Annotated in this window: 24 protein-coding genes; 5 read left to right on the top strand and 19 right to left on the bottom strand. The window is 38.1% G+C overall.

What is annotated here, in order from left to right:
• Window positions 1-120 precede the first annotated feature (120 nt).
• Window positions 121-1,350 carry an IS110 family RNA-guided transposase gene (locus tag J6L97_RS00940; protein WP_080668519.1) on the top strand — a complete coding sequence of 410 codons (1,230 nt, stop codon included), beginning with the start codon at window positions 121-123 and terminating at the stop codon, window positions 1,348-1,350.
• A 223-nt stretch (window positions 1,351-1,573) separates the two neighbouring features.
• On the opposite strand, the gene J6L97_RS00935 is transcribed toward J6L97_RS00940, so the two are convergent.
• The 8 genes from J6L97_RS00935 to J6L97_RS00900 form a co-directional block, all read right to left on the bottom strand.
• On the bottom strand, window positions 1,574-2,770 hold the full coding sequence (locus J6L97_RS00935; protein ID WP_005718386.1) for a DUF438 domain-containing protein: 1,197 nt from the start codon (window positions 2,768-2,770) through the stop codon (window positions 1,574-1,576).
• Window positions 2,763-3,341, bottom strand: a complete 579-nt coding sequence (locus tag J6L97_RS00930) for an iron-sulfur cluster assembly protein (RefSeq protein WP_057726810.1) — start codon at window positions 3,339-3,341, stop codon at window positions 2,763-2,765. The genes J6L97_RS00935 and J6L97_RS00930 overlap by 8 nt, the downstream gene beginning before the upstream one ends.
• Window positions 3,342-3,392: 51 nt before the next feature.
• Window positions 3,393-4,106, bottom strand: a complete 714-nt coding sequence (gene nrdG / locus J6L97_RS00925) for an anaerobic ribonucleoside-triphosphate reductase activating protein (RefSeq protein WP_005718384.1) — start codon at window positions 4,104-4,106, stop codon at window positions 3,393-3,395.
• The gene (gene nrdD, locus J6L97_RS00920) at window positions 4,106-6,313 is read right to left on the bottom strand and encodes an anaerobic ribonucleoside-triphosphate reductase (RefSeq protein ID WP_057726811.1); all 2,208 of its coding nucleotides are present in this window, start codon (window positions 6,311-6,313) and stop codon (window positions 4,106-4,108) included. The genes nrdG and nrdD overlap by 1 nt, the downstream gene beginning before the upstream one ends.
• A 173-nt stretch (window positions 6,314-6,486) precedes the next feature.
• Window positions 6,487-7,770, bottom strand: coding sequence for a carboxylate--amine ligase (locus J6L97_RS00915; protein WP_005718381.1), 1,284 nt, complete (start codon window positions 7,768-7,770; stop codon window positions 6,487-6,489).
• A 21-nt stretch (window positions 7,771-7,791) separates the two neighbouring features.
• The gene (asnB, locus tag J6L97_RS00910) at window positions 7,792-9,741 is read right to left on the bottom strand and encodes an asparagine synthase (glutamine-hydrolyzing) (RefSeq protein ID WP_054832784.1); all 1,950 of its coding nucleotides are present in this window, start codon (window positions 9,739-9,741) and stop codon (window positions 7,792-7,794) included.
• A 127-nt stretch (window positions 9,742-9,868) separates the two neighbouring features.
• Window positions 9,869-11,266: a metallophosphoesterase family protein gene (locus tag J6L97_RS00905; RefSeq protein WP_023487963.1), complete on the bottom strand. Its 1,398-nt coding sequence runs from the start codon at window positions 11,264-11,266 to the stop codon at window positions 9,869-9,871.
• Between the two features lie 56 nt (window positions 11,267-11,322).
• Entirely contained in the window at window positions 11,323-11,808 is a 486-nt protein-coding gene (locus J6L97_RS00900; RefSeq protein ID WP_023487962.1) for a hypothetical protein, read from the bottom strand.
• A gap of 159 nt (window positions 11,809-11,967) precedes the next feature.
• Between J6L97_RS00900 and J6L97_RS00895 the strand changes: the two genes are divergently transcribed.
• Window positions 11,968-12,537: a DNA-3-methyladenine glycosylase I gene (locus tag J6L97_RS00895; protein ID WP_005727464.1), complete on the top strand. Its 570-nt coding sequence runs from the start codon at window positions 11,968-11,970 to the stop codon at window positions 12,535-12,537.
• A gap of 54 nt (window positions 12,538-12,591) precedes the next feature.
• On the opposite strand, the gene phnE (J6L97_RS00890) is transcribed toward J6L97_RS00895, so the two are convergent.
• The 6 genes from phnE (J6L97_RS00890) to J6L97_RS00865 form a co-directional block, all read right to left on the bottom strand.
• Window positions 12,592-13,404: a phosphonate ABC transporter, permease protein PhnE gene (gene phnE / locus J6L97_RS00890; RefSeq protein ID WP_013085700.1), complete on the bottom strand. Its 813-nt coding sequence runs from the start codon at window positions 13,402-13,404 to the stop codon at window positions 12,592-12,594.
• Entirely contained in the window at window positions 13,404-14,201 is a 798-nt protein-coding gene (phnE, locus tag J6L97_RS00885) for a phosphonate ABC transporter, permease protein PhnE (RefSeq protein WP_023487961.1), read from the bottom strand. Before phnE (J6L97_RS00885) ends, phnE (J6L97_RS00890) begins: the two co-directional genes overlap by 1 nt.
• A complete protein-coding gene (phnC, locus tag J6L97_RS00880) occupies window positions 14,201-14,974 on the bottom strand; it encodes a phosphonate ABC transporter ATP-binding protein (RefSeq protein WP_005727467.1) in 774 nt (257 codons plus the stop codon). Before phnC ends, phnE (J6L97_RS00885) begins: the two co-directional genes overlap by 1 nt.
• A 28-nt stretch (window positions 14,975-15,002) precedes the next feature.
• Window positions 15,003-15,932, bottom strand: coding sequence for a phosphate/phosphite/phosphonate ABC transporter substrate-binding protein (locus tag J6L97_RS00875; protein ID WP_005727468.1), 930 nt, complete (start codon window positions 15,930-15,932; stop codon window positions 15,003-15,005).
• 87 nt (window positions 15,933-16,019) lie between these two features.
• On the bottom strand, window positions 16,020-16,160 hold the full coding sequence (locus J6L97_RS00870) for a hypothetical protein (RefSeq protein ID WP_164477103.1): 141 nt from the start codon (window positions 16,158-16,160) through the stop codon (window positions 16,020-16,022).
• 122 nt (window positions 16,161-16,282) lie between these two features.
• Window positions 16,283-16,777, bottom strand: coding sequence for a universal stress protein (locus tag J6L97_RS00865; protein ID WP_005727469.1), 495 nt, complete (start codon window positions 16,775-16,777; stop codon window positions 16,283-16,285).
• Between the two features lie 149 nt (window positions 16,778-16,926).
• Here J6L97_RS00865 and J6L97_RS00860 point away from each other — a divergent pair, with 149 nt between their 5' ends.
• Window positions 16,927-17,730, top strand: coding sequence for a tyrosine-protein phosphatase (locus tag J6L97_RS00860; protein WP_057726812.1), 804 nt, complete (start codon window positions 16,927-16,929; stop codon window positions 17,728-17,730).
• Window positions 17,731-17,747: 17 nt separating this feature from the next.
• Here J6L97_RS00860 and J6L97_RS00855 read toward each other — a convergent pair whose 3' ends face one another.
• The gene (locus J6L97_RS00855; RefSeq protein WP_013085693.1) at window positions 17,748-18,245 is read right to left on the bottom strand and encodes a PTS sugar transporter subunit IIA; all 498 of its coding nucleotides are present in this window, start codon (window positions 18,243-18,245) and stop codon (window positions 17,748-17,750) included.
• A 114-nt stretch (window positions 18,246-18,359) separates the two neighbouring features.
• On the opposite strand from J6L97_RS00855, the gene J6L97_RS00850 reads away from it, so the two are divergent.
• Window positions 18,360-18,836 (top strand): nucleoside 2-deoxyribosyltransferase, encoded by a 477-nt coding sequence (locus J6L97_RS00850; protein WP_005721703.1) that lies wholly within the window; start codon window positions 18,360-18,362, stop codon window positions 18,834-18,836.
• An 85-nt stretch (window positions 18,837-18,921) separates the two neighbouring features.
• Here J6L97_RS00850 and J6L97_RS00845 read toward each other — a convergent pair whose 3' ends face one another.
• From J6L97_RS00845 to nagA, 4 genes are all read right to left on the bottom strand, one after another.
• The gene (locus J6L97_RS00845) at window positions 18,922-19,281 is read right to left on the bottom strand and encodes a type II toxin-antitoxin system PemK/MazF family toxin (protein ID WP_054832787.1); all 360 of its coding nucleotides are present in this window, start codon (window positions 19,279-19,281) and stop codon (window positions 18,922-18,924) included.
• A gap of 5 nt (window positions 19,282-19,286) precedes the next feature.
• Window positions 19,287-19,556, bottom strand: coding sequence for a hypothetical protein (locus J6L97_RS00840; protein ID WP_057726813.1), 270 nt, complete (start codon window positions 19,554-19,556; stop codon window positions 19,287-19,289).
• A gap of 101 nt (window positions 19,557-19,657) precedes the next feature.
• Window positions 19,658-21,055: an ATP-binding protein gene (locus J6L97_RS00835; protein ID WP_054832788.1), complete on the bottom strand. Its 1,398-nt coding sequence runs from the start codon at window positions 21,053-21,055 to the stop codon at window positions 19,658-19,660.
• 789 nt (window positions 21,056-21,844) lie between these two features.
• Window positions 21,845-22,999 (bottom strand): N-acetylglucosamine-6-phosphate deacetylase, encoded by a 1,155-nt coding sequence (gene nagA / locus J6L97_RS00830; protein ID WP_054832789.1) that lies wholly within the window; start codon window positions 22,997-22,999, stop codon window positions 21,845-21,847.
• Window positions 23,000-23,152: 153 nt separating this feature from the next.
• On the opposite strand from nagA, the gene J6L97_RS00825 reads away from it, so the two are divergent.
• Window positions 23,153-26,161, top strand: a complete 3,009-nt coding sequence (locus J6L97_RS00825; RefSeq protein ID WP_054832790.1) for a TIM-barrel domain-containing protein — start codon at window positions 23,153-23,155, stop codon at window positions 26,159-26,161.
• Window positions 26,162-26,285: the final 124 nt, after the last annotated feature.

Raw genomic sequence — 26,285 nt, 5'->3', positions numbered from 1 at the left:
ACGGACTGCTTTACCACCTATTCTTAAGTCTCTTCGAAGTCTGTGGGCACTTAGATGCCGTGTTTAGAAAATTAGAATTAATAGGTTGATAAAGAGGTTTATCTTCACAGCGGAGGTTATATTATGGAATCACAAATTATTTTCGGTATTGATGTTAGCAGTAAATCTTCCACAGTTTGTGTGGTTAATGACCGGATCAAACAAGGCGAATCTTTTAGAATCTCTAATGATTCCTTTGGCTATCAAAAACTTTATGAGCAACTGAACCAATATTTGATAACTCCTTTAGTTGTTTTCGAAGCTACTGGTGTTTATTCTCTAAGCCTGCAAGCTTTCTTAGAGGATTATCATATTAAGTATTTGAAGCTTAATCCGCTTAAAGCGAAAAAGCTAATGGACAATAATTTACGCCATAATAAAACTGATAAGGTAGATGCTTATCGCCTGGCTTTAATTCAATTTAATGCCCCGCAAAAGCTGCGTGATCCACAGCCCAGAGAGTATCATGAACTTCAGAATGCCAGTCGCTATTATGAAGAACTTACTAGGAGTATAGTTACTACTAAAAATCAATTGCACCGCAACCTCCAATCCACTTTCCCACAAATTGAAGAAATACTGTCTCATCCATCTGGCAGAATTTATTGGGCGCTTGTTAGTCTTTTCCCACATGCTGGATATGTTCTAGAAAAGAATGAGACACAGGTAACTCAAATGCTTAATTCTATTTCTGGAATAGGACAACAAAGGGCACGGTACTTAACCACAAGATTATACGCTTTTGCTAGAGAAGCTTATCCTTATGATTCCAAAGATAGTATTATCGTTAGAGCTATTCAAAGGAACATTTCTAATTTATTTTCACTCCAGCAAGAACGCGACTATGTAATTAACTACATGGAAAAGCTGGCTAAAGCAGTAAACGCTCGTGCTTTATCCATCTATTTGAGTATCCCAGGGGTTGCTAGAATTACAGCAGTGAGATTAGTAGCAGAGCTCGGTGATCTAAGACGGTTTAGCACTTCAGCTCAAATTGATGCGTTTGTTGGCATTGATCCAGGAAGGTACCAATCTGGTGAAAAAGACAGTTCTCTTGGCATTACCAAGCATGGCAATCATATTGCCAGAAAAATACTTTATCGAGTTATTACTCAAATGGAGACGGTAAAGGCTACGCAGCCTTGCCATATAACTGATTATTATGACAAGAAAAAACGATCTTCAAATAGCCAAGGCTATAAGAAAATCGCCATTGCATCAGTCCATAAACTGATACGCACAATGTTTGCTCTTATCAAACATGATCAATTATATGATTACAACATAGCCACCGAAAATAAAAGACTTTAGCTGAAATCAAATAATCAACTTAAGTATAAGCAACCTATGGAAAAACTACAAGTATTCATAGGCTTATTTGTGGTACTTTCGCTTTTTCTTAAATTTAAACTCTTATTTGCTTTAACCTTATTCGCATCATTAAAACAAGTAAATTTATTTTCTTAAATCATTGATAATACTTGACTTTGGGTAGAAAAAAGCTGCATCCCTTACTAGAACACAGCCCAACAAGTTAAATTTTTTTCTTTTCTTCAGTCCAGCTTCTAATTTCCGTCACATCTTGTGCTACCTCAAGACAACCCAGATACTTTCCATTTTTATCACGTACTGCATAATAGCGTAGGTATAAGCAGCGCTTCATCTTGTGTGGAGTAAAGTGAAACTCATACTTGTCAACTTCACCTGAATGAAATTGCGCAAAAATCTTTTTAATTAACGGTCTACTTTTAGCAGTGTGACACGAGAATACATCATTGCCAATAGCATTGCGCGAGTGCGGATAAATCTCAGCACCGCCGCCAAAATAAGCTACCTTATCGTGTTCATCAATAAAGGTCAATGCAAATGGCAACATATCCAAAATTGCATTTAACTGCTCTAAATTTAACCTTCCTTCTTCAAAATTAATGAGGAAGGATGAAAGATTGCTAACAGAAATAGGCCCTGCTTCTTTTTTAGCTTCCTTTGGCTTCCAATTCATTGGCTTGCGAATCAGGGTATAGCCAATCTGACTCTCTTCGCGTTTAACGTTGTACCAATCATCTTGATCAGCTACCTCGTCAATCATCGGAATCATAATGCTCTCCTCTTTAAAGATCATCTCAAGCACTTCATGACTCGCCTTTTTAATTGCCTCAGCCAACTGATCTTTATCTGGATGCTCCTCACCAGCAATCTTGCTTGCATCCCCAATTAAATCGCGAATATCATCATCAACGCCCCACATCACTTCGGGCGGAGCTGTAATGCCATATTTATTCATTAATGGAAAAAGCGAGGTCTCCTTACGTCGGTAATGCTTATCGATTGTTGCCAAATCACTCAATTCTTTTCTGATTTTATCCAGTGTATCTTGACCTGCTTGATACTTTTTCAAATCTGGCAAGAGTGCGTCATTAACCAATGATTTCAGTACCATATTTTCCAGCTTAATCGTATGCACCGGGTGCCCCGGAGTAGCAAAATCAGGATTTACCGCATTCTCCTTGATATTACCCTTAAAGACATCGGCATGCACATTACACAGGTATTGAATCTCTGCTGGGTTTAACCCCTGCTTGATTAATTCGCGCTCTGCCGCTGTGATTTCGGCCACATCAACCTGATCGAATTCTTCTTGAAACATCTTCTTTGCGGTCGCAAAATCGCCGCCGTTTTGAATATAATGCAAAATTTTCAGGATTGCGTCCTGTCTTTTTTTATCAGTCATTGATTACCTTGTATCCTTTATCTTCAAATGCTTTTTTCACTTTAGCCAAATCAAGTTTCATTGCCTGAGCTCCCAATGGGATGGTCATCACACGCCCCACCGTTTTAAGCAATCCAGGAATTTTAATTCTAGTAAAACCACAATCGTACATAATTTGAACAAAGTCAGGGTATTCATCTGCCATTTTCTTGATCGGTACTGAAAAGTCGATAATCTTCTCTTTGGTGGCTTTCTCCTGCTTAATTTGATCATCATGGTTAGTTACACCTAATTGCTTTTTAGCTGCACTAGAAAGACGCTCTGTCGTCCAGACGGGATACCAGACCAACTTAATGTCACAAGACTTAATTCCAGCAACTGAAAGAACAGCTTTTTGAATATGTTGTTCCAAATAATCAGATAAAGGGCAACCCATAATTGTCAAAGTCATCTTAATGGTTGCCTTATCTCCTTCGATATCGATACCATAAATCAGACCAAGATTTACTACATCAACTTGTAATTCTGGATCAATCACTTGGGTCAAGGCCGTCATGATTTGATCAATTTGTTTAATATTTTTTTCTTCCATTTTTTCACCTAGCAAAAAAGTCCAGAAAATCATTCCGGACTTTAGTTTATCTTATTTTTGCAATTTATCCCAGATGACAACCTTGCCTGCCTTCATCGACTTTGGCACATCAATAATTCGTTGGTTACTAGAACCTCTGAATTGCAGGGTTAAATCCTTTAAATCATTCATAAAGCGGCCATCAACTAGAATATCTATCTTAGACAACATTTCCTTTTTATCAGGTGTTTCTTTTTGCAATTCATCCCAAGTATATCCAGACCAGGACCAGATGTCCTTACTGTGGCCAAATTCTTTTCGAATTCGGTTAATAATTCTTAAACAAACCCAAGTATTCAAAAATGGCTCTCCGCCTAGTAAGGTTAATCCCTGCACGTATGGCTGGCCCAAGTCTTTAATAATGCGGTCTTCCAATTCTTGCGTATATGGAAAACCATAATTAAAGTTTTGGGCTGCTAAATTATAGCAACCAGGGCAATCGAACAAACAGCCTGAAACATAAAGACTACATCTAACGCCTTCACCATCAACAAAGTTAAATGGCTTATAATCCGCAATTTTATGTTTAGAATAATCCTCCGTCTTCCACTCTTGTGGTTTTGGATTTTTCGGCTTGCGGTGCATTCTTTTTAACTCACGTTGGTGATCTAACTGTGGCTTATATTGGTCAGGATCCACAAACATGGTATCCCCACCCATATTAACCTTGATCAAATTACTCCGGATATCTGGTCCTTCTTGAGTGTTTTTATCTTTTTCAGGCATTAGTACTCACCGTTTTTTACTTCTTCTTCGGTAGCTAAACTATCTTCCATGCCAAAGTCCATATGCTTAACCCGGTGCACGATTTCTTCATGACGACCGTGAACCATTGGCCGCTTCAATGGGTTGCCCAAGTAGCCACAAGTTCGCTTGACACAATCACAAGTAGCAGGATCATGATTACCACACTTAGGACATTCAAAACCCTTGGCAGTAGACTTGAATTCACCAGCAAAACCGCACTTATAACATTTATCAATTGGCGTATTAGTTCCTAGATAGCCTACCTTGTCATAAGCCCAATCCCAAACTGCTTCAAGGGCTGCTGGATTTTGCTTCAAGTTAGGGTACTCACAATAATGGATAAAACCACCTGCAGCATAATATGGATATGGTGCTTCAAAAGTCAACTTTTCAAATGGGGTTGGGTGCTTACGAACATCATAGTGGAACGAATTAGTGTAGTATTCCTTATCAGTGATGTCCTTCACCTTGCCAAACTTTGCCGTATCGAGCCGGCAGAAGCGATCAGTTAGACTTTCACTAGGAGTTGAGTACAAACTGTAATGCCAATGATATGGGTCCTCTTTTTCCCACTTAGCACACAAGTCATGCATTTTCTTCACGATCTCAATTGTAAAATCATGTGCTTCTTCATTGTGTTCCCAATCAGGACCATAAAAGACTGTCCCTACTTCGTACAAACCGATGTAGCCTAACGAAATCGTAGCTCGACCATTTTTGAAAAGCTCGTTAACATCATCACCTGGCTTAAGTCGTTTACCAAAGACGCCATATTGATACATAATTGGCGCATTTTCGGGCTTAGCTTGAATTGCACGTCTACCCTTAAAGGCTAAAGCTTGGTGGCAAGTCCGCATTCTAGTATTGAAGATTTCCCAGAATAACTTCTTATCGCCATGACTCTCCATGGCAATTCTTGGCAAGTTAACAGTTACAACACCCAAGTTCATTCTGCCCGAGTTAACTTCCTTACCATTTTCATCCTTCCAGCCTTGTAAGAATGAACGACAGCCCATTGGAGCCTTGAAAGAACCTGTAATTTTCTTGATCGTATCATACATTAAAACGTCTGGATACATCCGCTTAGTTGAACATTGAATAGCCAGTTGTTTAACATCGTAGTTAGGGTCCCCTGGATGTAAGTTCAAGCCCTTCTTAATGGTGAAAACTAATTTAGGGAAAATTGCGGTTCTGCGTTCTCTACCCAATCCTTTAATTCTGATACGCAAGATATCTTTTTGAATTTCTTTTTCAATCCAAGAAGTACCTAAACCAAAACCTAAAGTAGTAAATGGCGTTTGCCCTTGGCTAGAGAACATGGTATTAATCTCATATTCCAAGCCTTGCATGGCATCGTAAATGTCCTTCTTAGTTTGACTCTTAGCATATTCTTCCAGCTTTTCAGGATCATCAATGAACTTGCCAGCATCCTTTAAATGCTTTTGGTAGTTTTTCTCTGCAAAAGGAGCCAACACTTCATCAGCTCGATCAAAAGAACAGCCACCATATTGACTAGAAGCTACATTAGTAATAATTTGCGTAACTTGATGTGTAGCCACATTGATTGAGTTAGGACTAGTCATATAGGCATTTCCAATCTTGAAGCCATTAGTTAGCATATCCTTAAAGTCAATCAAACAGCAGTTAGTCATTGGTGAAAGTGGTGTGTAATCCAAGTCATGCCAGTGAATATCACCGCGCAAGTGGGCTTTAGCAATGTGCTCAGGCATCATGGTCAAACCAACTGTTTTACCAACGGTCCCGGCAGTTAAATCACGTTGAGTACTGAAGACCTCACTATCTTTGTTGGCATTCTCGTTAACAATCGTTGGGTCACCATTAACCATTCGCTTTAACCGTGCACGAGTATCGGTTTGTTTAATCCATTCCTCTTCATCGTGCTTGCGGTATTGCACATAAGCTTTAGCTTCATCCAAATAACCCAACTCATTTAGGCTATCTCTAAAAGCAACTGCTACATCTTGTGCATTTACTTCATCAGCAGCATCTAGTTTAGCCACAATTTTTTCAATTACAGCAGGTGCTACATTATCTAAATCTAGGTTATGCAAAACCATGTTGAGTTTAAAAATTGCGAACGGATACTTTGACCCATCACGTTTAACAAAAGTTTTAGGCGTATTTAATTTTGTTACATTTTGTTGGTTAAATTCTTCTTTTAGCATTTCAATCACTCCAAATATCGTGTCTTTATCATAGCACAAAACACAACATCTTGTATTATGTTCAAATATAGATGAATATATCTTGTATTAACCAAAAGACCATTAAATTGGGAAATGATTCAGCTAAAATTTTTTAGAAAAAAAGAGAGGCATTTTTTACCTCTCAATTTAAACTATTTGTTTAATTTTTTATTTTCTTCGTCAAAGATCTTACCCTTATTAACTTCATAGTAAGTCTTGTAACGTTTGAAGTAGTTATGGAACATGTACTTCATCAATAACCAGCGCTTGAAGTTTCTATCCTTGTCATAAAAGACAGTAGTACCATAGCGGCCCTCACGAATAAGTTCGTCAGCAGTCGTCTTATAGTCGTTGTCATAAGCATAATTATTGAAGATCTTCTTAGGCACGCCTAACCAAAGCTTGTATTTAGATTCAAGCTTATTACCATAAACTGTTTCCTTATCTTTCAAGGCATCTTCAACATAGTCATCAATGTACCATTTAGCCAAGTTGTAACCGTTCAAAGTTACGTAGAAGCTAGAACGTCCCTGACGTAAGTTGATTTCGAAGAACTTGAATTCACCATCACGTGGATCATATTTGATATCAAAGTTGGCCATACCAGTGTAGTTCAACTTTTCAAGGAATTGTTGTACTTCTTCGTACAATTTTTCATTGTACTCAGGCAAAATCGCCATGTAATTACCAATTGATTGTGGAGTTGGGTCTTCCAATAATGGGTGCCCTAAACACATCATTTTTACTTGGTGGTTCTTATCAACATAAGCATTCAAGGTCCGCATGTTAGAATCATCACCAGGAATAAAGTCTTGCAAAATAAGGTCAGCGTTGTAGCCATGAGTATAAATCTTAGTTACGATATCCTTAAATTCAGCCTTATCTTGAATGGCAAAAGTCTTCTTCCGACCTTCAAATTGACACTTCAACCATGAAACTGGATCTTCCGGCTTTAATTCCACTGGGAAATCAAATGGGACATCCTCGTACTTACCTGACTTGTAGTCATCCATCGTAATGATCTTAGTCTTAGGGTAAGGCAAGCCATATTCTTCCGCAATTTCATAAAAGCCTTCCTTAGAGATTAATTTTTCAAGTAAGTCATATTTTATGTAAGGAACGATAAAGACCTTTTTCAATTCATCTTGGTGCTTAGAAAGCAACTCAGCATAGCCATCACCACAAGCAATCAAGATAACTGGCTCCTCGTGATTCTTGTATTCTTCCATCTTTTTGTGCATCACGTCCATAAAAGTAGGATCGCTACTAAAGCCATGATGCAATTCAACGTCCACAATGCTTGAATAACGAGTAGCAGCAAGTTGAACGTCAGCTAAGGCCTTCACTTTAATGCCATATGCTTCATTAAATGAACGTGCCATACCATACACGTTGATATCACTACCGAGTAAGATCGGCGTAAATTTTTTACTCATCCTCAAAAAATCTCCCTAGAATTATAGTAATTTGCCTTGTGAAATTAGCTTAGCAACTTCAGGTTGCACGTGTTGATATTTCTTAACTGTGTTTTCGTAATCAACAAAGAACAACTTGTACCAAACAAGGAAGGTGTAGATAGTCCAGATTTGACGTCTATGTGAGCCATCACCTTCATAGTTGTCGTCAAGTAACTTGATAATCTTCTTTTGGTCAAAAATATCGTTGACAAATTCTTCTTCAAAAAGAGCATGAACTTGTTTGTAAAAACGTGGTTCCTTCAACCATTGCTTAATTGGAGTTGGGAAGCCAAGCTTAGGTCTCTTAGCCCACTCATCTGGTAAAACTTTTTCTGAAGCCTTACGCAAAGCATACTTGGTATCATGACGGTTAACCAAGTACTTAGTTGGGATAGAGTTAGCCAATTCCGCAATCTTCTTGTCGAGGTAAGGAACACGAACTTCAAGTGAATGGGCCATCGAAATCTTATCAGCTTTTTGTTCAATATCGTTAAGCATAAAGTGGTGCAAGTCAATGTATTGCATCTGCTTAACATTATCGACTCCCTTTACTTTCTTAAAGTCTTTTTGGTAAATGCCGTTAACAGTCAATTTATTGCGATACGTTGGCTGTAAAATGCTATTAGCATCTTTAGAAGTAAAGATAGTTGGGTAATCCATGTCATAGATAACCGATTGACCGACATAAAATTCACTCGGTTCAGCTAAATTGGTGTACATGTGAACTTTACCTGGGAAATTAGGCATTCTCTTAATCTTGTGTGCCAATTTAACCCGCTTCTTCTCAGGCAACTTTTTCAATTCTGAAGTAAAGACCTTAATAATGTCGTTATGCGTATGCATCCCGTAGTTCACATAACCAGCAAACAATTCATCAGCGCCTTCACCTGAAAGAGCAACAGTAACATGCTTACGAGCAAGTTTACACAAGTACCAGAGTGGAATGATTGACGGATTAGCATCTGGTTCATCCATGTGGTATTGCATTTCTGGGAAGTCACGCATTGCTTCATCAGCATCAACCTTATCGCTGAAGAACTTCCAGTGATTAATATCTGCTAATGCCTTAGCCTTAGAAGCTTCATCATAAGTTGAATCATCAAAACTTACTGAGAAAACGTCATCTGGGTTAAGCAAACTAGTCAAGTATGAAGAGTCGATTCCTTCTGATAAGAAAGCACCAACCTTAACATCAGCGTTTCTATACAAATCAACCGTTTCTTTCAAATCTTCGTTGATCTTTTGCAAAGTTTCTTCAAAGGAAAGGCTATTTTCTTTATATTCAGCATCCCAATATTGATGGGTCTTCATTTCACCATCTTTGTATTCAAACCAGTGGCCCGCTGGGAAGCGGTAAACGCCCTTAAAGAAGGTTTCTTCTAGGTCATTGTATTGATTCATCAAGTATGGCTTAACTGCTTCAACGTTTAATTCGCGCTTAAACTTTGGAAATTCCAAGAAACTCTTAAGTTCTGAACCAACAAGCAAGTGCCCATTTTGGTTACTGTAGTACATTGGCTTAATCCCAAAGAAGTCACGGGCACCATAAAGGGTCTTATTGTTGTCATCCCAAATAAGGAAGGCAAACATCCCGCGAACACGTTTAAGTAAGCCATCCATGCCCCATTCTTCATAGCCGTGCAATAATACTTCAGTATCGGCCTTAGTAGAAAAGACGTGACCTGCCTTAATTAATTCTTCTCTTAATGGTTTAAAGTTATAAATTTCCCCATTAAAAATAATTGCTCGAGTTTTATCTTCGTTATAAATAGGTTGACTGCCCCCACGAAGGTCAATAATTGACAATCTTCTAAAGCCAAGGGCAACTTCATCGTTAGTATAATAACCGTCAGAATTAGGTCCACGGTGTTTAATTGCAGCCATCATTTTACCAATAACAGCTTGTTTTTCATTTATCTTTGGATCATAAAACGCGACAATTCCGCACATAATTTAAATTCCCCTAAGTCAAATCTCTAAATCTTAATATTTGCTATAATATTCACTATTTTTTACTTTAACTTTTTTATTATAAGCTAAACACTTGTAATAGCCAAATACCTTTACTATTCCTTAACTAAATGAAATACACCCGGCGTCTAGAAGCTGCACCATAGCCAAAGGATTGAATGCGGTGTCTTTTTAAATCGACGTTCACAATATAACCCGCAAATTCATTATTTTGATCAATTCTTCGGTCTAAGTTTTTGTTGTATTTAGTTGTTAGCGAATGATTTGGCCCCATCAAGGCAGAACAGTTAAACAAAATATATTGAATCCCGTTGATCCGATACTGGTCTTCACGATGCCGATGTCCGCAGAAGTAGGCAATAATTCTCGCATTCTTGATATTAGTAAAATCAAAATCATTTGATAAACGAAATTCTGTTGGAACACCATTGCTAGCGTGCATTCGACCTTTTTCACGTTGATTAAAGGCAACTAGCAGTTCGTGCAAAGAGCGGCCATTATACTTAAGTGCATTAGACCCCTTTCGATTAATCGGGTTGGCATGGGACATGAAGATGATCTTTTTGTTGGAAGAATTAGCCAAAATTTCGATAATTTCCTCAATTTGATCTTCACGCACAGCCAATACAATCTTATTGTCATAGCGCTTTTGCCCGCGGTTATTTAATTCATATGGAACATCTGACGTATTAACTGAAATCACCCGCACGTCATCTAAATCAAAGTATGCCACCCCGTGCTGGCGCGAAACATAATGAATTCCTCGTTGCCGGTACATATCGGGCCACATAATATTTTCGAATTCATTTTCTGGAAATGAGGCTTTTAAATCATGATGTTCATCAAACTTATCATTTTCATCATGATTACCCTTGATACTCAAATATGGCACCTGATCCGACTTAAAAGACTTGTTCAGCTTGACCAATTCACTTTCACTGACCAGGCCAGCATCGGAGCCATCGATCCAGTCACCTAAGTGGACTTTTAAATCTACCAAGCCAGATTGATCTAAATAAGAAAATTCTTGCACATGTTGCAGCCCATTAAAGCCATAAAAATCGCTGCTATCTTTATCTTTAAAGTGAGTATCTGTAATTACACCGATATTGACCGAATTAGTGCCTGGGCGAATATGCTTTTTCACTTCCGTAGTGAAATTATCCAAGTAATTTTCCACCCAATAACGGCGCCCTGTCTTCTTATTATGAAAGGCACGAAAATGACCTAGTTTCGCATTATACTTGCGTAAATATTCCGGTGCTAATTTCGTTGTACTCTCTGGACTAAGTGCTTGTCGCAACACGCCGTCTTCGTCTTGATAAACGGTTAAAACATAGTCCTTACCATGCGGCGTACCATCAACGGCACCAACATGATATTCTCCAACAGTAGTATATTTTTGCATCGGATCAAGCAATTCACTATCTTTATCCATTGCAGAGCGTTTTTTGGCGCCAACGATTCGATCAACTATTCCCTTTGTGTGTTTAAACAAATTCATCTTTTCGCCTCAAAAAAGCAAAAAAAGCCGGCCGCTTACCAGCCGACTCAAATAATTTATGCGTTGTGTGCTAAAGCATATGCGGCAAGTCCAATTGATAATACAGCATCTTTAGACAATACTTCTTGCAAGTCCTTAGCTGCAATTGCTTGAACCGCACCAATAACTTTCAAGCTGTAAACAATTTCACGATAATCAGTAGTTGGATCGTATAAATCATCTTCATATGGATTCTCATGATTGTAGGTTAAGTTGATCTCGTCCTTATCAACAAAACCATCAACATGGTTAGTTAAAATGCGATCATGCAAATCAGTCAACTTACTGTCCATCTTGATCAAAGTTAGTTTGTGATCGCTTTCAGTTTCATAATATTGTTCTTCAGTCATGTCGAAGTAATCCTTGATTGGGTTATTTAAAACGCCCAAGTTATCGATTACTTTGTAAACAGCTTCAGCGCCAAAGTCTTGTTCGCCATTTAAAATTTTATCTTGTGATAAGGCTAAATCATCAGCCAACATCATGGTATCTAATTTTTCCATAGGATCCTCCTCGAAATTCACACCTAATTATAGCAAAAAAAGCTGTTAAAACCCTTATTTCGCACATAAAAATATAATTTCTCAAAAAATAATCGCATTTTTTTGCGTAATAAATAATAGAGGGGGTAAAACATTACTTACATAGAAAGAGAGAAAAATATGAATCAAGAAATTATTCGCTGTCCATGGGGCGATACAAAAGACGAAGCAGTACAGGAGTATCACGATCATGAATGGTGCAAACTTAATCTAGATGAGTCACATTTGTATGAAATGCTTGTGCTCGAACTTTTCCAATCAGGTTTAAGCTGGTCCACAGTTTTGCATAAACGCGACAATTTTAAAGCTGCATTCAAAAATTGGCAGATCTCTGAAGTCGCAAAGATGACCGATAAAGATATCGAGTCATTAATGCAAAACAAGGGCATTATCCGTAATCGAATGAAAATTAATGCTGCTGTTAAAAATGCTCGGGCATTTTTGGCAATTGAACAAAAATATTGTTCAGTCGCCAAATATTTACAAAATTTTGTACCTACTCCAATTGTGCATGATATTGCCAGCTTTGATGACGTTCCCGCTTCTAATGACCTATCGCAGAAGATATCCAAACAAATGAAAAAAGATGGTTTTTCCTTTGTGGGACCTGTAGTCATTTATTCCTACTTGCAGGGAATCGGATTAATTAATGATCATCTTAATCAATGCCAATTTAAATTTCACGGCTAACAAAAAAGCGGGGACTTTTCGTCTTCGCTTTCTTTAATATTCAAATTTTGGGAATTAGACTAACTTCTTTCTGATCCAACCAGAAATCCAGTCGATGATCACCACCATAATGATGATCCCTAGCAAAATGATACCAACACGGTCCCATTGACGATATTGCAAAGCTATAATCAATGGATAACCGATACCACCGGCACCTACCAAACCAAGGATAGATGCGGAACGAATGGAAACATCAAAACGATAAAGCGTATTTGAAATAAGTGCTGGCATCAAGTTAGGCAAAGTTGAGAACATGACCACATGAAACTTAGAACCACCGGCTGCAACAACAGCTTCATTTGGTCCGTCATCCAAGTTTTCAATTGCCTCTGAAAACAGCTTGGCAAGCATCCCCACCGAGTGGAAACCCAATGCCAAAACACCGGCTGCAGAGCCTGGACCCACAGCTTTAATGAACATCAAGGCTAAAACAATTTCTGGGAAAGAACGGATAATTGCCAAAACAATTTTACCAATTCTTGAAGTGTACCAGTGCTTATGCTTAGTGTGTGCTGCCCAAAAGGCAAATGGCAATGAAATAATTGCAGAAATAAATGTACCTAAGAATGCGATACAAATGGTTTGCCATAATTGCGAGATCAGATCTTCACCAGAGCCATTGTAAACGTATTTCCAATCCGGATGGAAAATCCCTGAGAAAATCGCTCCTGCAATCTGGCCAGCAGTTGCCTTGATCCCACCAAAGTTAATGCCAGTGAATGACCAAACAATAATGATGATTGTCACGATCGCAATCAGCCAATGCACTACTTGCTTTTTACGGTCAACGGGTTTAGCAGGTAATTTTTTCATAGTAGTATCCATTATCTCATTAACGCCTCCCGTGACTTAGATGAAACATAGTCGATTAAGACAACAACTACGATAATAACGATGATGATCGTACCAGTTTGAGCATAGTTGAAGACCTGCAAAGTCTGTTGCAAGTTCAAACCAATACCACCGGCACCGATATAACCAAGGACTGTTGATGCTCTGACATTGATTTCGAATGCATATAAAACATATGAGATGAAGTAAGTCATGATTTGTGGCAAAACTGCTTGGTGAATAATTTGTAATTTATTAGCACCTACTGCAGTTAAAGCTTCAATTGGACCTGGATCAATAGTTTCAATCGCTTCGTAGAACAGCTTAACAACCACACCAAAGGTGAAAACTGCCAAAGCCATGACACCGGCAACAGGACCGATACCAACAATAGCTACGAAAATCGCGCCCAAAAGCAAGTCAGGAATAGTTCTGATGATGTTCATGATAAAACGAAGCACACCAGTCACTGCCTTGTTTTTAACAATATTACGTGCAATTAATAATGAATAAATAAATGCGATTACTGACCCAATGACGGTTCCCAAAACAGCCATTTTAATCGTTTCAATCAACTTAGGCCAAATAACACTCATATAGCCCCAATCTGGGTGAGACATTTGCACAAAAATATCCGCAAATTGATCCCAGTTTTGGAATAAAACAGAAATGTGCGTATTGGTTACATCAATTGAAATGAACAAGCCAGCGACCATGATGATGGTCCAAACCAAATTCATAATCTTGAATTTACGCTTAGGCAAATTCATTGCATCTTTTGTTTTAGGCATTATTCTGCCTCCTCGCTGCCGTCGCCACCATTATAAATATCAGTGAAGACAGACTTAGGAGTATCCTTCATCTTACCATCATAAACAACTTGACCAGCGCGAATACCAATTACACGTTCACCAAATTGTTGAGCCAATTCGATACTGTGCAAGTTGGCAACAACAGTCATGCCGTATTTTTCGTTCAACATCTTTAAGTCATTCATGACTCTGACTGATGTTTGTGGGTCAAGTGATGCAGTTGGTTCATCGGCCAAAATAATTTTAGGATTTTGCATCAAAACACGAGCAATCGCAACACGTTGTTGTTGACCACCAGATAACTCATCGGCACGAGCATAAACCTTGTCAGCCAAGTCAACTTTTTGCAATGCCTCATAGGCCTTTTGTTTATCTTCTTTGCTAAATAAATTAAACGTGGTCTTCCAAGTTGGGTAATAAGCAACGCGGCCAACTAATACATTACGTAAAACGCTGGAACGCTTAACTAAGTTAAAGCTCTGGAAAATCATTCCGATATCACGGCGCAAGTTACGCAAGTTCTTACCTTTTGCCTGAGTAATTGACTTGCCGTCAATCAAAATATCGCCCGAACTGATATTGTGTAAACGATTGATGGAGCGAAGCAGAGTTGATTTACCTGCACCTGATAGACCAACTACTACAACGAATTCGCCCTTATTAATTGTTAAATTGATGTCCTTTAAACCGACAGTCCCATTGTCATAGATCTTAGAAACATCTTTTAATTGGATCATTGGCTTATCTGCCATTTAATCGCAGCTCCCTTAATTTGAATTATTATTTCTTAGTGGATTCAACCATCTTGTCATACTTACGAACAATGTTGAAGTCACTGTCCTTAGCGTAATCATAGCCTTCGTGGCTGTAGACACTTTCAATAACCTTACGGCCTTCCTTAGACTTACCAACAGCGATAAATGCCTTAGCAAGCTTCTTGCGGAATGACTTAGACATGCTTGGAATTACTGAAATAGTATCGTTTGGAATTGGCTTAGTGAAGTAAATTGGAACAACTTGACTCATAATCTTTGGGTTGTCCTTCAAAACAGTGTTACGTGCATCTTCAAAGACAAATGCTGCATCGGTGTCACCGTTCAATACGTTCAAAACAGCTTGGTCATGACCAGTTACAGTAACTAACTTAGAGTCCTTGGTTACATCCAAGCCCTTTTCCTTAAGTTCAGCAACTGGGAAAACGTAACCTGCAGATGAAGTTGGGTTTTGAACTGAGATTGACTTACCCTTCAAGTCCTTCCATGACTTAATCTTTGAACCCTTCTTAACAAGGATTTCGGCACGATAGTTCTTAACTAAATCCTTAGTTGCCTTACCGCCTGGTTGTTTAACGCCCCAACGTTCAGCTTGCAAAAGCAAATCAGCAGCGCCTTGCTTGTGAGCCAATACATAACCATCTGGTGGAAGGAAACCAACATCAACCTTCTTTGACTTCATAGCTTCTACAACAGTGTTGTAGTCAGTTGACATTGAAACGTGAACAGGAATACCTAATCTCTTTGAAAGCATCTTTTCAAGAGGCTTAGCACGAGCTTGCAACTTAGTTGCAGCTTGACTTGGTACAAATTGAATAGTTAATGACTTAGGAGTGTAGTTTTCCTTTGAACTACTGCTCTTACTTGAACATGCAGTTGCAACAACTGCAACAAGAATTGCCACAACGGCTACCAAGATTTTACGAAATCTTTTCATTGATTCCTCCATAAAACACAAAATAAACAAAAACAAACTTGACGCTAAAAAAGGCTTAATTACGAGTCGCTCAAAGACGACCAATAATTAAGCCTTTTTAAGAACGTTATTATTAAATAAACGAACAGAAAAAACATCTTCACGGGAGGAAGACTTTGCCACAGTAAGAAAAACGTTTTCAATTCTTTCAGCTTGTGCAAGCAATTTATCCCACTCTCCTTCAGTCATTCCACGTTCATTTTATAAAATGATACCAAAAGCATTCGTATTCTATCAAGCTTTTTGACTAATTTTTATAAAAAAAAACGTTAAATGAGTATATTCACATCTAACGTCCATTCTTATAGGAATTAGTTCTTCTTCATCGTTGGTTTTACTGGGTTGTTAGCCATATCTGTCTTAACAATCAAAACATCAGCCAACGCATGTTGGTTAACATATTCAGTAACTGAACCCATAAGCATTCTTTCAACGGCATTCAAACCAGTTGCACCCATTACGATCAAATTGTTATGGTGGTCCTTAATGAAGTCGTAAGAAATAATCCGCTTAGGACTGCCATAACGAATGTGATAATCAACATCGTCAAAACCGAAGTTATCGTGAGCCCATTTCTTCAAACTCTTCAAGTATTCTTCAGAATCTTGAGTCATTTGGTAAATGGTATCTCCTGAAATCAAAGTGTCTTGCATTTCACCCATAAATTGACGCGTATCGATTACGTTCAATACATCAACATGAGCACCATCACGCAAACCAACTTTTACAGCCTTGTCAAAGGCTCTTTCAGCTGATTCTGAGCCATCAACTGGAACTAAAATGCTTTCTTTTCTTTTATCTGTCACGTTAATTCATCTCCTATAAATTGCACTAGTACTTACTCTTTATTTTAGCATAATTTTGAAAGCCGTTACTTTTTAATTGATTGTTTGCTTGAAGATTTGTTGCTAAAATAATATTCATGACATTCATTAACAGAAAGGGGAGAATTTTTTTGACTAAAAAATTAACTAATCAATTAATCGGCGTAACTAGTGGACGCAACTTCCGTGAACTTGGAGGTTATGAAACTTTATCCGGTAAAAAAATCAAGATGCACAAGTTGCTCAGAACCGGTAACTTAGCTGATCTTTCACCATTTGATAAGCAGTTTTTAACTGATTACGGCGTTAAATATGACGTGGACTTCAGAAGTAAAGAAGAAGTTGATAATCAACCCGATCGCGTGCCAGATGGTGTTGAATATATCTATGATCCCGTCTTCAGTGAGGACTTAACCAATTCATCCAAGAGTATCACTGACTTAGATACACAAGCACACGACGACGCTGATTTTGGCTTCAATCACATGCATTATGCTTACGAAGACATGATCGAAAGTGAACCTGCACAAAAGGCATATCGCAAGTTCTTCGATGTCTTGCTTGAAAATACGGTGGATAGCGAAAGTGTTATTTTCCACTGTACTGCAGGCAAGGATAGAACCGGCTTCGGTGCATTACTTGCATTATCTGCTCTTGGCGTACCACTAAATACGATTAAGAAAGACTATCTTTTAACCAACATCACTACCAAGGATTTCGTCGACAGTATGGTTGAACATGCCCGTCAAAATGGTAAAAATGAAAATGTGCTGCAATCAATTCGTGACATTCAGAGTGTCCGCAGTGAATACCTTGACCATGCTGTTAAAGTACTAAACGATGAATATGGCGGTATTAATAACTACCTACGCGATGTAATGAAGCTCTCAAGTGCAGACATCATGAAGTTGCGTAATATTTATCTTGAAGATTAGAAAAAGAAGGCTAAAAACTAGTCTTCTTTTTTCTTGCTAAATTTTTGCTCTAAAAAGGCATAAATCGCGCTAGGATCAGTAAAATTAAAAACTTCGCGCAATTCGTTGGCTGGCGTATTAGCCAAAAAATCCATCACTTGAGCTAATAATGTAGCTTGCCCATCTGGGTCATTATCTAAAAGCATGAATAAAAATTTAACTTCAATTGCTTGGCTAGGATTAATCATATTATGAAAAGTGACTGACGTTTTCAGCGCAACCGGAACAATCAGTCTCGTGTTAACAAACTCGCCCTCGGTGTGCGGAATCGCAATATTAGGAATATTTTTACCTAGTGTTGCAGTATCCAATCCCGTTGGAAAATTATGCTCTCTTTCGACAATATGGTTTAAAAAGTTTCCCTTAACATAGCCACTTTCGCGTAAATGCTCGTAAACTTCTTTAAAAACCAAATCTTGCTTAGTTTGATTAGAAATAAATACTGCATCAGGTGCAAAAAGATTTTGATTAGTCATTGGATTTTTCCTTCCTAATGTGGAATTAACATTTTCACCATAAGTTAACAAGACGTTTTTTTCAACCCAAAAGATGGTAAAGTTAAGGTAAATCATTTTTAAAGGGAGAAAAATATGGCAAAGACAAAAACTTTATACTTTGGTGCCGGTTGGTTCAACGAAAAGCAAAATAAGGCTTACAAAGAAGCAATGGAAGCTCTAAAGCAAAATCCTACCGTTGACTTAGAAAACAGCTACGTACCTCTTGATAATCAATATAAGGGTATCCGCGTTGATGAACACCCTGAATACTTGCACGACATTGAATGGGCATCAGCTACCTACCATAACGACTTAGTAGGGATTAAGTCCAGCGACATCATGCTTGGCGTTTACTTGCCTGAAGAAGAAGATGTTGGTCTGGGAATGGAACTTGGCTATGCCCTTTCAAAAGGCAAGTACATCTTGTTGGTAATTCCTGATGAAGATTACGGTAAGCCAATCAACTTAATGAGCTGGGGCGTTTGCGATAACGCAATTAAGATCAGTGAATTAAAAGACTTCGACTTCAACCGCCCTCGTTACAACTTCTACGACGGCGCAGTTTATTAAAAAAATTAAGCAGACATACTAATATAGCTAAGCATAACTAAAACGACATCGCTAATTATCTAGCGGTGCCGTTTCTTTTTTCAGATTACCTAAATTCATCAAAAAAGATTCCAAGAACCTTTTCTAACTTTCCTTGATCAGTAATATGACCTACTATTTCTCCTCTTCTAGCTTCAAAATCATACTCTGGAACCTGTGTCAGAAGCAAATCCCCATTTATCCCAGCCGCAAAATCTACAATACGCTCTCTAAATGGACTTTCTCTGACCTTGGAAGATATGGCCATCGCATGTACTAATCCAGTTTTGTAATTAAAAGCTGCTTTGCTTAACACGAGATATGGTCTTCTATCATTTTGATTCTCTGGATCATGTCCTCCAATTTCATGACCAGCATGTGGTCCAGCATCCATAAATACGAAATCACCTTGCTTAGGATATTCCATAACTTTTATTCCTCAACTCTTTCTCTACCTTTTGGTCTTTGTTCTAATGGATCATATCCCAAATCTTCAATCTGCAATCTTTTTTCTTGAGCAGACATTTTTGGTACTTCGTCCCAAAAATTAGTTTTTTCTTTTTTCATTTCAAGATTGCCATTAGGCTTTAGAATTAACACCACATTATCGCCCTTTTTAAAACCAGTACTTGCTGGAATAGTAACTGAATTAGCGTTTCCTGTCTTTCTTACTGTATAGGTTCCTAAAATTTGATCTTTCATATGATTCACTCCTATCATTCTGTGTAACTACTAGTATATACTTGTAGTTATATAAGTACAAGTACTCACTCCGATCATAACAGATAATAGGAAAAATGATATTACATTTCATCAAAGCTAACCAACTTGCACCTCACTTGTTCTGCCAGCTCCGTACATGAATCCGTAAAGCCTGACTTTGAAAACAAATAGTAATGCCTTTTAGCCACGCTAATCAAATTACTCAAATTAATTAATTTTTCCAAGACACTTCTAGGTATAGGCTCGTTTTTCCACTTACATTCACCGAAATATCCAACTAGATTATCTGCAGTCAGCCCCACTACATCTAATTCGACTTGCTTTTTCTCTTGCGGATCATTGCCCCACCAATTACCTAGATAAATAAACGGCATAGGGATAACTTCATCATCCTCATCATGATCCCACATGTAATTTTGAGCCAATTTTTCGAATTCCGGTCCCATGAAATTGTGTAAATCTTGTTTGATTACTTTCATTACCAATGAAGTTTGTCCTCGATCAATGGAACTCATATATTTACCCAAATATGTATACCAGAATCTAAACAAGCCATCTGCAATTTGATAGATTGTTTTACGTGATTTAGGCTTAGCCTGATCAGTTACCGGCACTTTGCGCTCAATAATGCCTAACTCAATTAAATTAGTAACGTTGCTAGTAACCAACGGCGTCGATAAATGAGCCTTAGTTGCAATATCATTAATCCTAGATGCCCCGCCTGCAATTGCATTAATAATTGAATTATAATTGGCTGGATCACGCAATTCTTGCTTCAATAAATTATTAGGTTCTTGAAAAAGTGGCGCGTTTACGTCCATAAAGTTTTCTTCAATATTTTCCCAAACATCTTTATCTTCTGACATATATGACAAATATAATGGAACGCCACCAGTAATCGTATTTAGAATAAAGGCCTCTTCTTTATCCATGTGTGGGAAATATTCTTGTGTCTCATGTAACGTAAATGGCTGTAATTTAAACTGAGCAGTTCTTCTGCCGTACAAAGGACTCTTATAAGACAAAACCTGCTCTTCCATAAATGACATTGAAGAACCACATAGAATCAGAAATAAATTTGTTTGTTTAAATTCATGATCAATATAAGACTGTAGCATTGAACTAATTGCATGGACTGCATTAGCTAAGTATGGATATTCATCAATAACTAATACTATTCTTTCTTTTTGAGCCAATCGAGCAATTTCTCGAAAACAATTTTCAAAATTACCATAGTTTACACTGCTCAGACTATCTGGATCTTTAAAATGTTCGATTGCAGAAGAAAAGCGTTCAAGATTATAGAATTCATTTTCTTCTAGCCCGGTAAAGTAAATAGTTGGCTTATTTCTAACAAATTCGTTAATTAATGCTGTTTTTCCAATTTGTCTACGACCATAGATCGCTGCAAATTGAAATTTATCAGCTTGATACATTTTCTCTAATTTTGTAAGTTCTTTCTTTCGTCCAATAAACATTTGGTCACCATCTTCTAAATTATACTTTACTAAATTATAACTTACTAAATCGTAATTTACTAAAGTATAATTTACTACATTGCAATATAGTACATCGTAATGTAGTAAACAGATGTGATTACATCGGATAAAAAATTTAAGCCAAAATTAAATGACCCTTCGCATACTTCATTTCAGCGAAAGGTCATTTCTTATTAATATTTATCATGTATGAAAGTCTTTCTTAATCCTAATCCAAGTGATTCATCAAATAGTTATTATTCTATGCCTACTAATAATTTCACGGCCTCTTATGTACATTAATATCACTTGACGATTATTGAACTACATTGTGTTTTCAATTTACGATGCCCATTGGTATCACAAACCTTTCTATATATCTGACTTTCTACTCTCAAGTGCCCATCGGAACTCACCTGTCTCCTTTTACTTAAACTTATTTAATATTTTTATTTCTTAATTTCTTTACACTCATAATATAGCATATTTCTTTCTAAATTGAAAGCGATTACATAGAAACATAATAAAAAATCTCACCTACTTGGCTAGACGAGATTCATGAAACATATGTGATACTTTTCTTTAATCAATAAGAGTACAAATTATTCAATTAATTGAAAGTTATTACATAAAAAGTACTAGTAATTGACTGATTCCATCTGGCATAATAAATTTCTCCTAATGTATAATACCTACTTTACTATTATTAATTGTATACTATTTGCCAAAATTTAGGGTCAAAAAATAGCCCTCAATCTAATGAGGACTATTTAAAACTAGACTAACAAATTAAGCCTTATAACGTGATTCACCATTCAAGTAAGTTTCACTTAAGGTCAAATCTGGATTCAAAATCAAGAAGTCGGCATCCTTATCTGGTGCGATTGTACCGCAATTGTCCAAGATATGGGCACTCTTAGCAGGAACATAACTAGCCATCATCACTGCCTTTTCTGGAGTAACGATATTCCAGTCAACTACATTCTTAACGGCTTGCTTCAATTGCAAGATAGATCCAGCCAAATTGTCGCCGTCCTTAAGACGAGCCATGCCATCTTTTACATAGACTGGCAATTCACCCAACATGTAGTCGCCATCTGGCATCATGCCAGCTTCCATACAATCAGTGATCAAGGCAATGTGTTCTGTACCAACGGCATTAATCAAAGTCTTAGCCATACATGGTTGCACATGGTGGCCATCACAGATTAATTCATCGGTCACATTATTAAGTGCCATTGCCGCATTAGAAATTGATGGCGTATGGTGGCTTGGATCAGGCATCCCGTTAAAGGTATGAGTAAACATGGTTGCACCTGCTTCAATGCCTGCGACCGCTTCTTCAAAACTAGCGCTTGAGTGACCCAAAACAACTACTATGCCTTCTTTAACAGCTTCACGAATAAATTCTTTGGAACCTTTTCTTTCAGGAGCCATTGAGATCTTCTTCAGCATCCCGTTAGAAGCGTCCAGCCACTTGTTAAATTCATTAATATCGGGATCCATCATGTACTTAGGATTTTCAGCTCCAGCATGTTCTTCCGTGAAGAATGGTCCTTCAAAGTGAATCCCTTGAATCTTTGCCCCTTCTTCTTGTCCTTGATGGTCCGCAAACATCTTACAAATTCTAGTTAAGGTATCGCTTGCAGCAGTGATCGTTGTTGGCATCCATGAAGTAACCCCCGCACTAAGCAAGCCCTTAGAGATCTTATTGATGCCTTCCCAGTCACTCTTCATTACATCTTCTCGCAATGAGCCGTGAATGTGGGTGTCAACTAATCCTGGTGCAACCCATTTGCCAGCATAATCGACAATCTCACCTTCTGGCTTTTTGCTTTCTGGATAGAAAAAGCCAAACTTGCCATTATCTTGAACTTCAAGATAGCCGCCGTTTTCTGTTCTGTTTTCTAAGAAAAATTTATCTGCATGAATGTAATAAGTCATAAATATCTTCTTTCTTTATATGTCTAAATCGTAATTGTTAATTTAATTATATCTAACAAAATTGGTAAATACCAGTTTTAGTACAATTGCTTAAGAAGTTTTTTGATTTTTAGTTATAATATAAGGTAGCAAGTTTAAATAGGAAGAATAAATATGACACAAAACCAAATAGAAAGACATCAACTAGGCCAACTTATCGGTGCCAACAAACGTGATCATTATTATGAACTTCACTACTCCACCGGCGATATTGCTCGTCTTTATATTTTAGCTGACGGGATCTTCAGATATTTTCTCGATCCAGCTAAGAAGTTTGACGAGAATCACTCATCTTTTGTTGACCTGTCTCAATTCAACAATGACTATTTTGAAAAATCACAGCCTAAGGCAACCAGCGATTCCTTAATCATTAAGTCTGGCAATTATCAACTTATTTTCCAACAAAAGCCAGCCGTAATGAGCATCTTTGACGAGACGCTGCACCGCAATCGTTTGGTTCAGCTGAGTCCACTTGAATTAGGCAATGATCAAACTACCGAAATTTTGAAGCAACACAAGAATGAATTTTACTTTGGTGGCGGGATGCAGAACGGCTACTTCAGTCATAAAGGTGAAATCATTTCAATCAAGCGCGACAAGATTACCGGTAAAGGCGGCGTTTTGACCCAAGTGCCATTCTTCTGGGCTAACTCCGGCTTTGGTGAATTGCGCAATACTGAGAGTGCTGGCAATTATGACTTTGGTAAAAGCAATCCGGATGCCACTATCTTGAAGCACGACACCAACATGTTTGATACTTTTTATCTATTAGGTAATTCACCCAAAAATATTTTGGCAAAGTATTACATGTTAACGGGTAAGCCGCTGATGCCACCTAAATATGCACTAGGATTAGGTCATGTTGGCAACTTTTTAACTACCTTATGGCAACCTGGTGAAGCTAAGGAACGTAATGCTGTCATGTTTGAAGACGGTAATTATTACACCAGAACTAACAAGCCAGAAGATGCTAGTGGCAAAGGTTCTTTGAACGGCGAAGAAGAATATCAATTCTCAGCACGGGCAATGGTTGATCGCTACCAGAAGCAGCATTTTAAATTAAGTTGGATCGTGCCTAACTATGATGTGCAAGAAATCAACGAAGAAGCCATGGCTAGCTTCAGTGAATACGCCGCTATACATGACGTTAGCGCTGGTCTTTGGAGTCAAAACAACACACCGAAGGCTTCACCTGATACCACCTTTATTCAAACGGACACAACCGATCCAAAAGTATTGAAAAATGATGCGCTAATTTTACGCAACAATTTGAAGCGTAAGCGGCCGTTGATTTTCTCTAATACTGGTATTGCTGGTAGTCAAAATAGAACAATGCTAGCCTTTGGTGACATTGGCGGCAACTGGGAAAACATTCCAACGCAAGTAGCTGGCTTTTTGGGAGCTAGCCTTTCTGGTCAGCCTTTAGTTGGTAGCGCCGTTGACGGTACCGCTGGCGGTGGTAATGCTCAAATTGCCATTCGTGATTTTGAATGGAAGGCATTTACCCCAATCCTGTTCAACTTAGACGATCAAGGTAAATTTAGTAAGACCCCATTTGCTTACAATAGTAAGATGACGCAAATTAATCGAGCCTATTTAAAACTACGTGAGCAATTGCAGACTTACTTATATACCCTAATCTACCGCGCTCAAGTCGGTGAGCCAATCTTGCGGCCATTATTCTTGGAATTTCCACATGAACAAGTCAACTACACCCCACAGGTGGGCCATGAATTTATGTTAGGGCCTAACTTGTTGATTTCGCCAATTGTTAACGGTCGCGAAGATGGTAATGGCAATTCAAGAAAAGACAACCTTTACTTGCCTAACCACAGAACAATGTGGGTTGACTTATTTGATGGCAAAAAGTACTTGGGCGGACGCGTTTATAATAAGCAGTCTTACCCATCCTGGCATTTACCAGTATTTGTACGAGGCGGCGCTATTTTTGACCTCGGCGAACGCAACTATGTCCTCTACCCTCAAGGCAAGAGTAAAATGGTTACTTACGATGATAACGGCTATAACGACTATTCAAGAAACCATGTAGCTACACAAATCACGAGTGATTTAGAAGCAAGCAAATTGACGATCACCATCGACCCAACTCAAGGCGATTTCAATACTTTCCAAACGGAAAACACCACCAACTTGAACATCATGTGTGACGGTTATCCTGATGGTTTGACTGTTAAAATCAACGACAAGGAAATCCCAATGCAAGAGTACGGTACCGTTGATACATTTGCCCATGCTAAGGAGGGCTTCTTCTTTAACACAAATTACAGCTGGATGCCTGAATTTGATCAATACCAAGAAAAGAAACAAACTGCTTTACAAATTAAGCTGGCTAAACGCGACATTACCGATTCTAAGATTGAGATTACGATCAGAAACTTCAGATATGGCAATGAAACTTTGGTTCACGCTATTACGGATTCATTGTTGCGTTCACCAAAACAACCAATGGTTGATCCAGACAAGATTAGCTCTCATTCATTAACAGTAGTTTGGCCGCAATTAACCGACCAAGTTCAAATCGAAGTTAACGGCATTTTACATGATGGCATTGATGGTAATTCATTTACTTTCCATGAACTAGTGCCAAATACCCGCTACACCCTGCGTTTGCGTTATGTAGCTGGCAACAAAGTTTCAGAATGGTCAGATCCGTTTGGCGCAATTACCAAGCCCGATCCAATGAATTATGCAATCAGCGATATTCGCACTACTAGTAGTTTAGCTAGTCCTAAGGATCACCCAATTGATTATTTGACTGATCTAAAATTAGCCAGTGGATGGGAAACTATTGATGGGGTCAGCGAAGACAAGCCACTTGAATTAACCTTTACGTTTAATCATTTGGAACACTTAAGTCGGATGGTTTGGGTACCTAGAAAGATCGATCATCAAGGAGATCCCGTTGAAGTTAGCGTTGAGCTTTCAAATGATGGTGTTAACTTTAAGCCATATGGTGATCACTTAACTTGGAAATCTGACAGTAAGAATAAGGTTGTTGGCTTAAGAAATGTCGATGCCAAGGCTATTAGATTAAAGGTTTATAAGTCATCTGGCCCATTTGTGGCTGCTAAGGAAGTTATTTTCTTTAGAGATAAAAAGTAAATGATTCTAATAAAAAAAGAGTTCTCGTGCGAGAACTCTTTTTACTTATCTTATTTTCTACTTTTCTTCATGCGATGCTTCTTAACTAATGACGAAACCCATCCGCTAATGAAAAATAGAGAAA

This window comes from Lactobacillus crispatus, from assembly GCF_018987235.1.
Taxonomy (GTDB): domain Bacteria; phylum Bacillota; class Bacilli; order Lactobacillales; family Lactobacillaceae; genus Lactobacillus; species Lactobacillus crispatus.
Note: the sequence above shows the minus strand (reverse complement) of the source record. Positions and strands in the feature narration are given on the sequence as shown.

Excerpts from the sequence above, each read along its gene's own strand:
- nrdD (WP_057726811.1), bottom strand. The coding sequence starts at position 6,313 with ATGCTAAAAGAAGAATTTAACCAACAAAATGTAACAAAATTAAATACG.
- J6L97_RS00930 (WP_057726810.1), bottom strand. The coding sequence starts at position 3,341 with ATGGAAGAAAAAAATATTAAACAAATTGATCAAATCATGACGGCCTTG.
- J6L97_RS00845 (WP_054832787.1), bottom strand. The coding sequence starts at position 19,281 with ATGGAATATCCTAAGCAAGGTGATTTCGTATTTATGGATGCTGGACCA.
- J6L97_RS00840 (WP_057726813.1), bottom strand. The coding sequence starts at position 19,556 with ATGAAAGATCAAATTTTAGGAACCTATACAGTAAGAAAGACAGGAAAC.
- nagA (WP_054832789.1), bottom strand. The coding sequence starts at position 22,999 with ATGACTTATTACATTCATGCAGATAAATTTTTCTTAGAAAACAGAACA.
- asnB (WP_054832784.1), bottom strand. The coding sequence starts at position 9,741 with ATGTGCGGAATTGTCGCGTTTTATGATCCAAAGATAAATGAAAAACAA.
- phnE (WP_023487961.1), bottom strand. The coding sequence starts at position 14,201 with ATGCCTAAAACAAAAGATGCAATGAATTTGCCTAAGCGTAAATTCAAG.
- J6L97_RS00915 (WP_005718381.1), bottom strand. The coding sequence starts at position 7,770 with ATGAGTAAAAAATTTACGCCGATCTTACTCGGTAGTGATATCAACGTG.
- J6L97_RS00935 (WP_005718386.1), bottom strand. The coding sequence starts at position 2,770 with ATGACTGATAAAAAAAGACAGGACGCAATCCTGAAAATTTTGCATTAT.
- J6L97_RS00875 (WP_005727468.1), bottom strand. The coding sequence starts at position 15,932 with ATGAAAAGATTTCGTAAAATCTTGGTAGCCGTTGTGGCAATTCTTGTT.
- J6L97_RS00895 (WP_005727464.1), top strand. The coding sequence starts at position 11,968 with ATGAATCAAGAAATTATTCGCTGTCCATGGGGCGATACAAAAGACGAA.
- J6L97_RS00825 (WP_054832790.1), top strand. The coding sequence starts at position 23,153 with ATGACACAAAACCAAATAGAAAGACATCAACTAGGCCAACTTATCGGT.
- nrdG (WP_005718384.1), bottom strand. The coding sequence starts at position 4,106 with ATGCCTGAAAAAGATAAAAACACTCAAGAAGGACCAGATATCCGGAGT.
- J6L97_RS00855 (WP_013085693.1), bottom strand. The coding sequence starts at position 18,245 with ATGACTAATCAAAATCTTTTTGCACCTGATGCAGTATTTATTTCTAAT.
- J6L97_RS00900 (WP_023487962.1), bottom strand. The coding sequence starts at position 11,808 with ATGGAAAAATTAGATACCATGATGTTGGCTGATGATTTAGCCTTATCA.
- J6L97_RS00870 (WP_164477103.1), bottom strand. The coding sequence starts at position 16,160 with ATGACTGAAGGAGAGTGGGATAAATTGCTTGCACAAGCTGAAAGAATT.
- J6L97_RS00905 (WP_023487963.1), bottom strand. The coding sequence starts at position 11,266 with ATGAATTTGTTTAAACACACAAAGGGAATAGTTGATCGAATCGTTGGC.
- phnE (WP_013085700.1), bottom strand. The coding sequence starts at position 13,404 with ATGGATACTACTATGAAAAAATTACCTGCTAAACCCGTTGACCGTAAA.
- J6L97_RS00850 (WP_005721703.1), top strand. The coding sequence starts at position 18,360 with ATGGCAAAGACAAAAACTTTATACTTTGGTGCCGGTTGGTTCAACGAA.
- J6L97_RS00835 (WP_054832788.1), bottom strand. The coding sequence starts at position 21,055 with ATGTTTATTGGACGAAAGAAAGAACTTACAAAATTAGAGAAAATGTAT.
- phnC (WP_005727467.1), bottom strand. The coding sequence starts at position 14,974 with ATGGCAGATAAGCCAATGATCCAATTAAAAGATGTTTCTAAGATCTAT.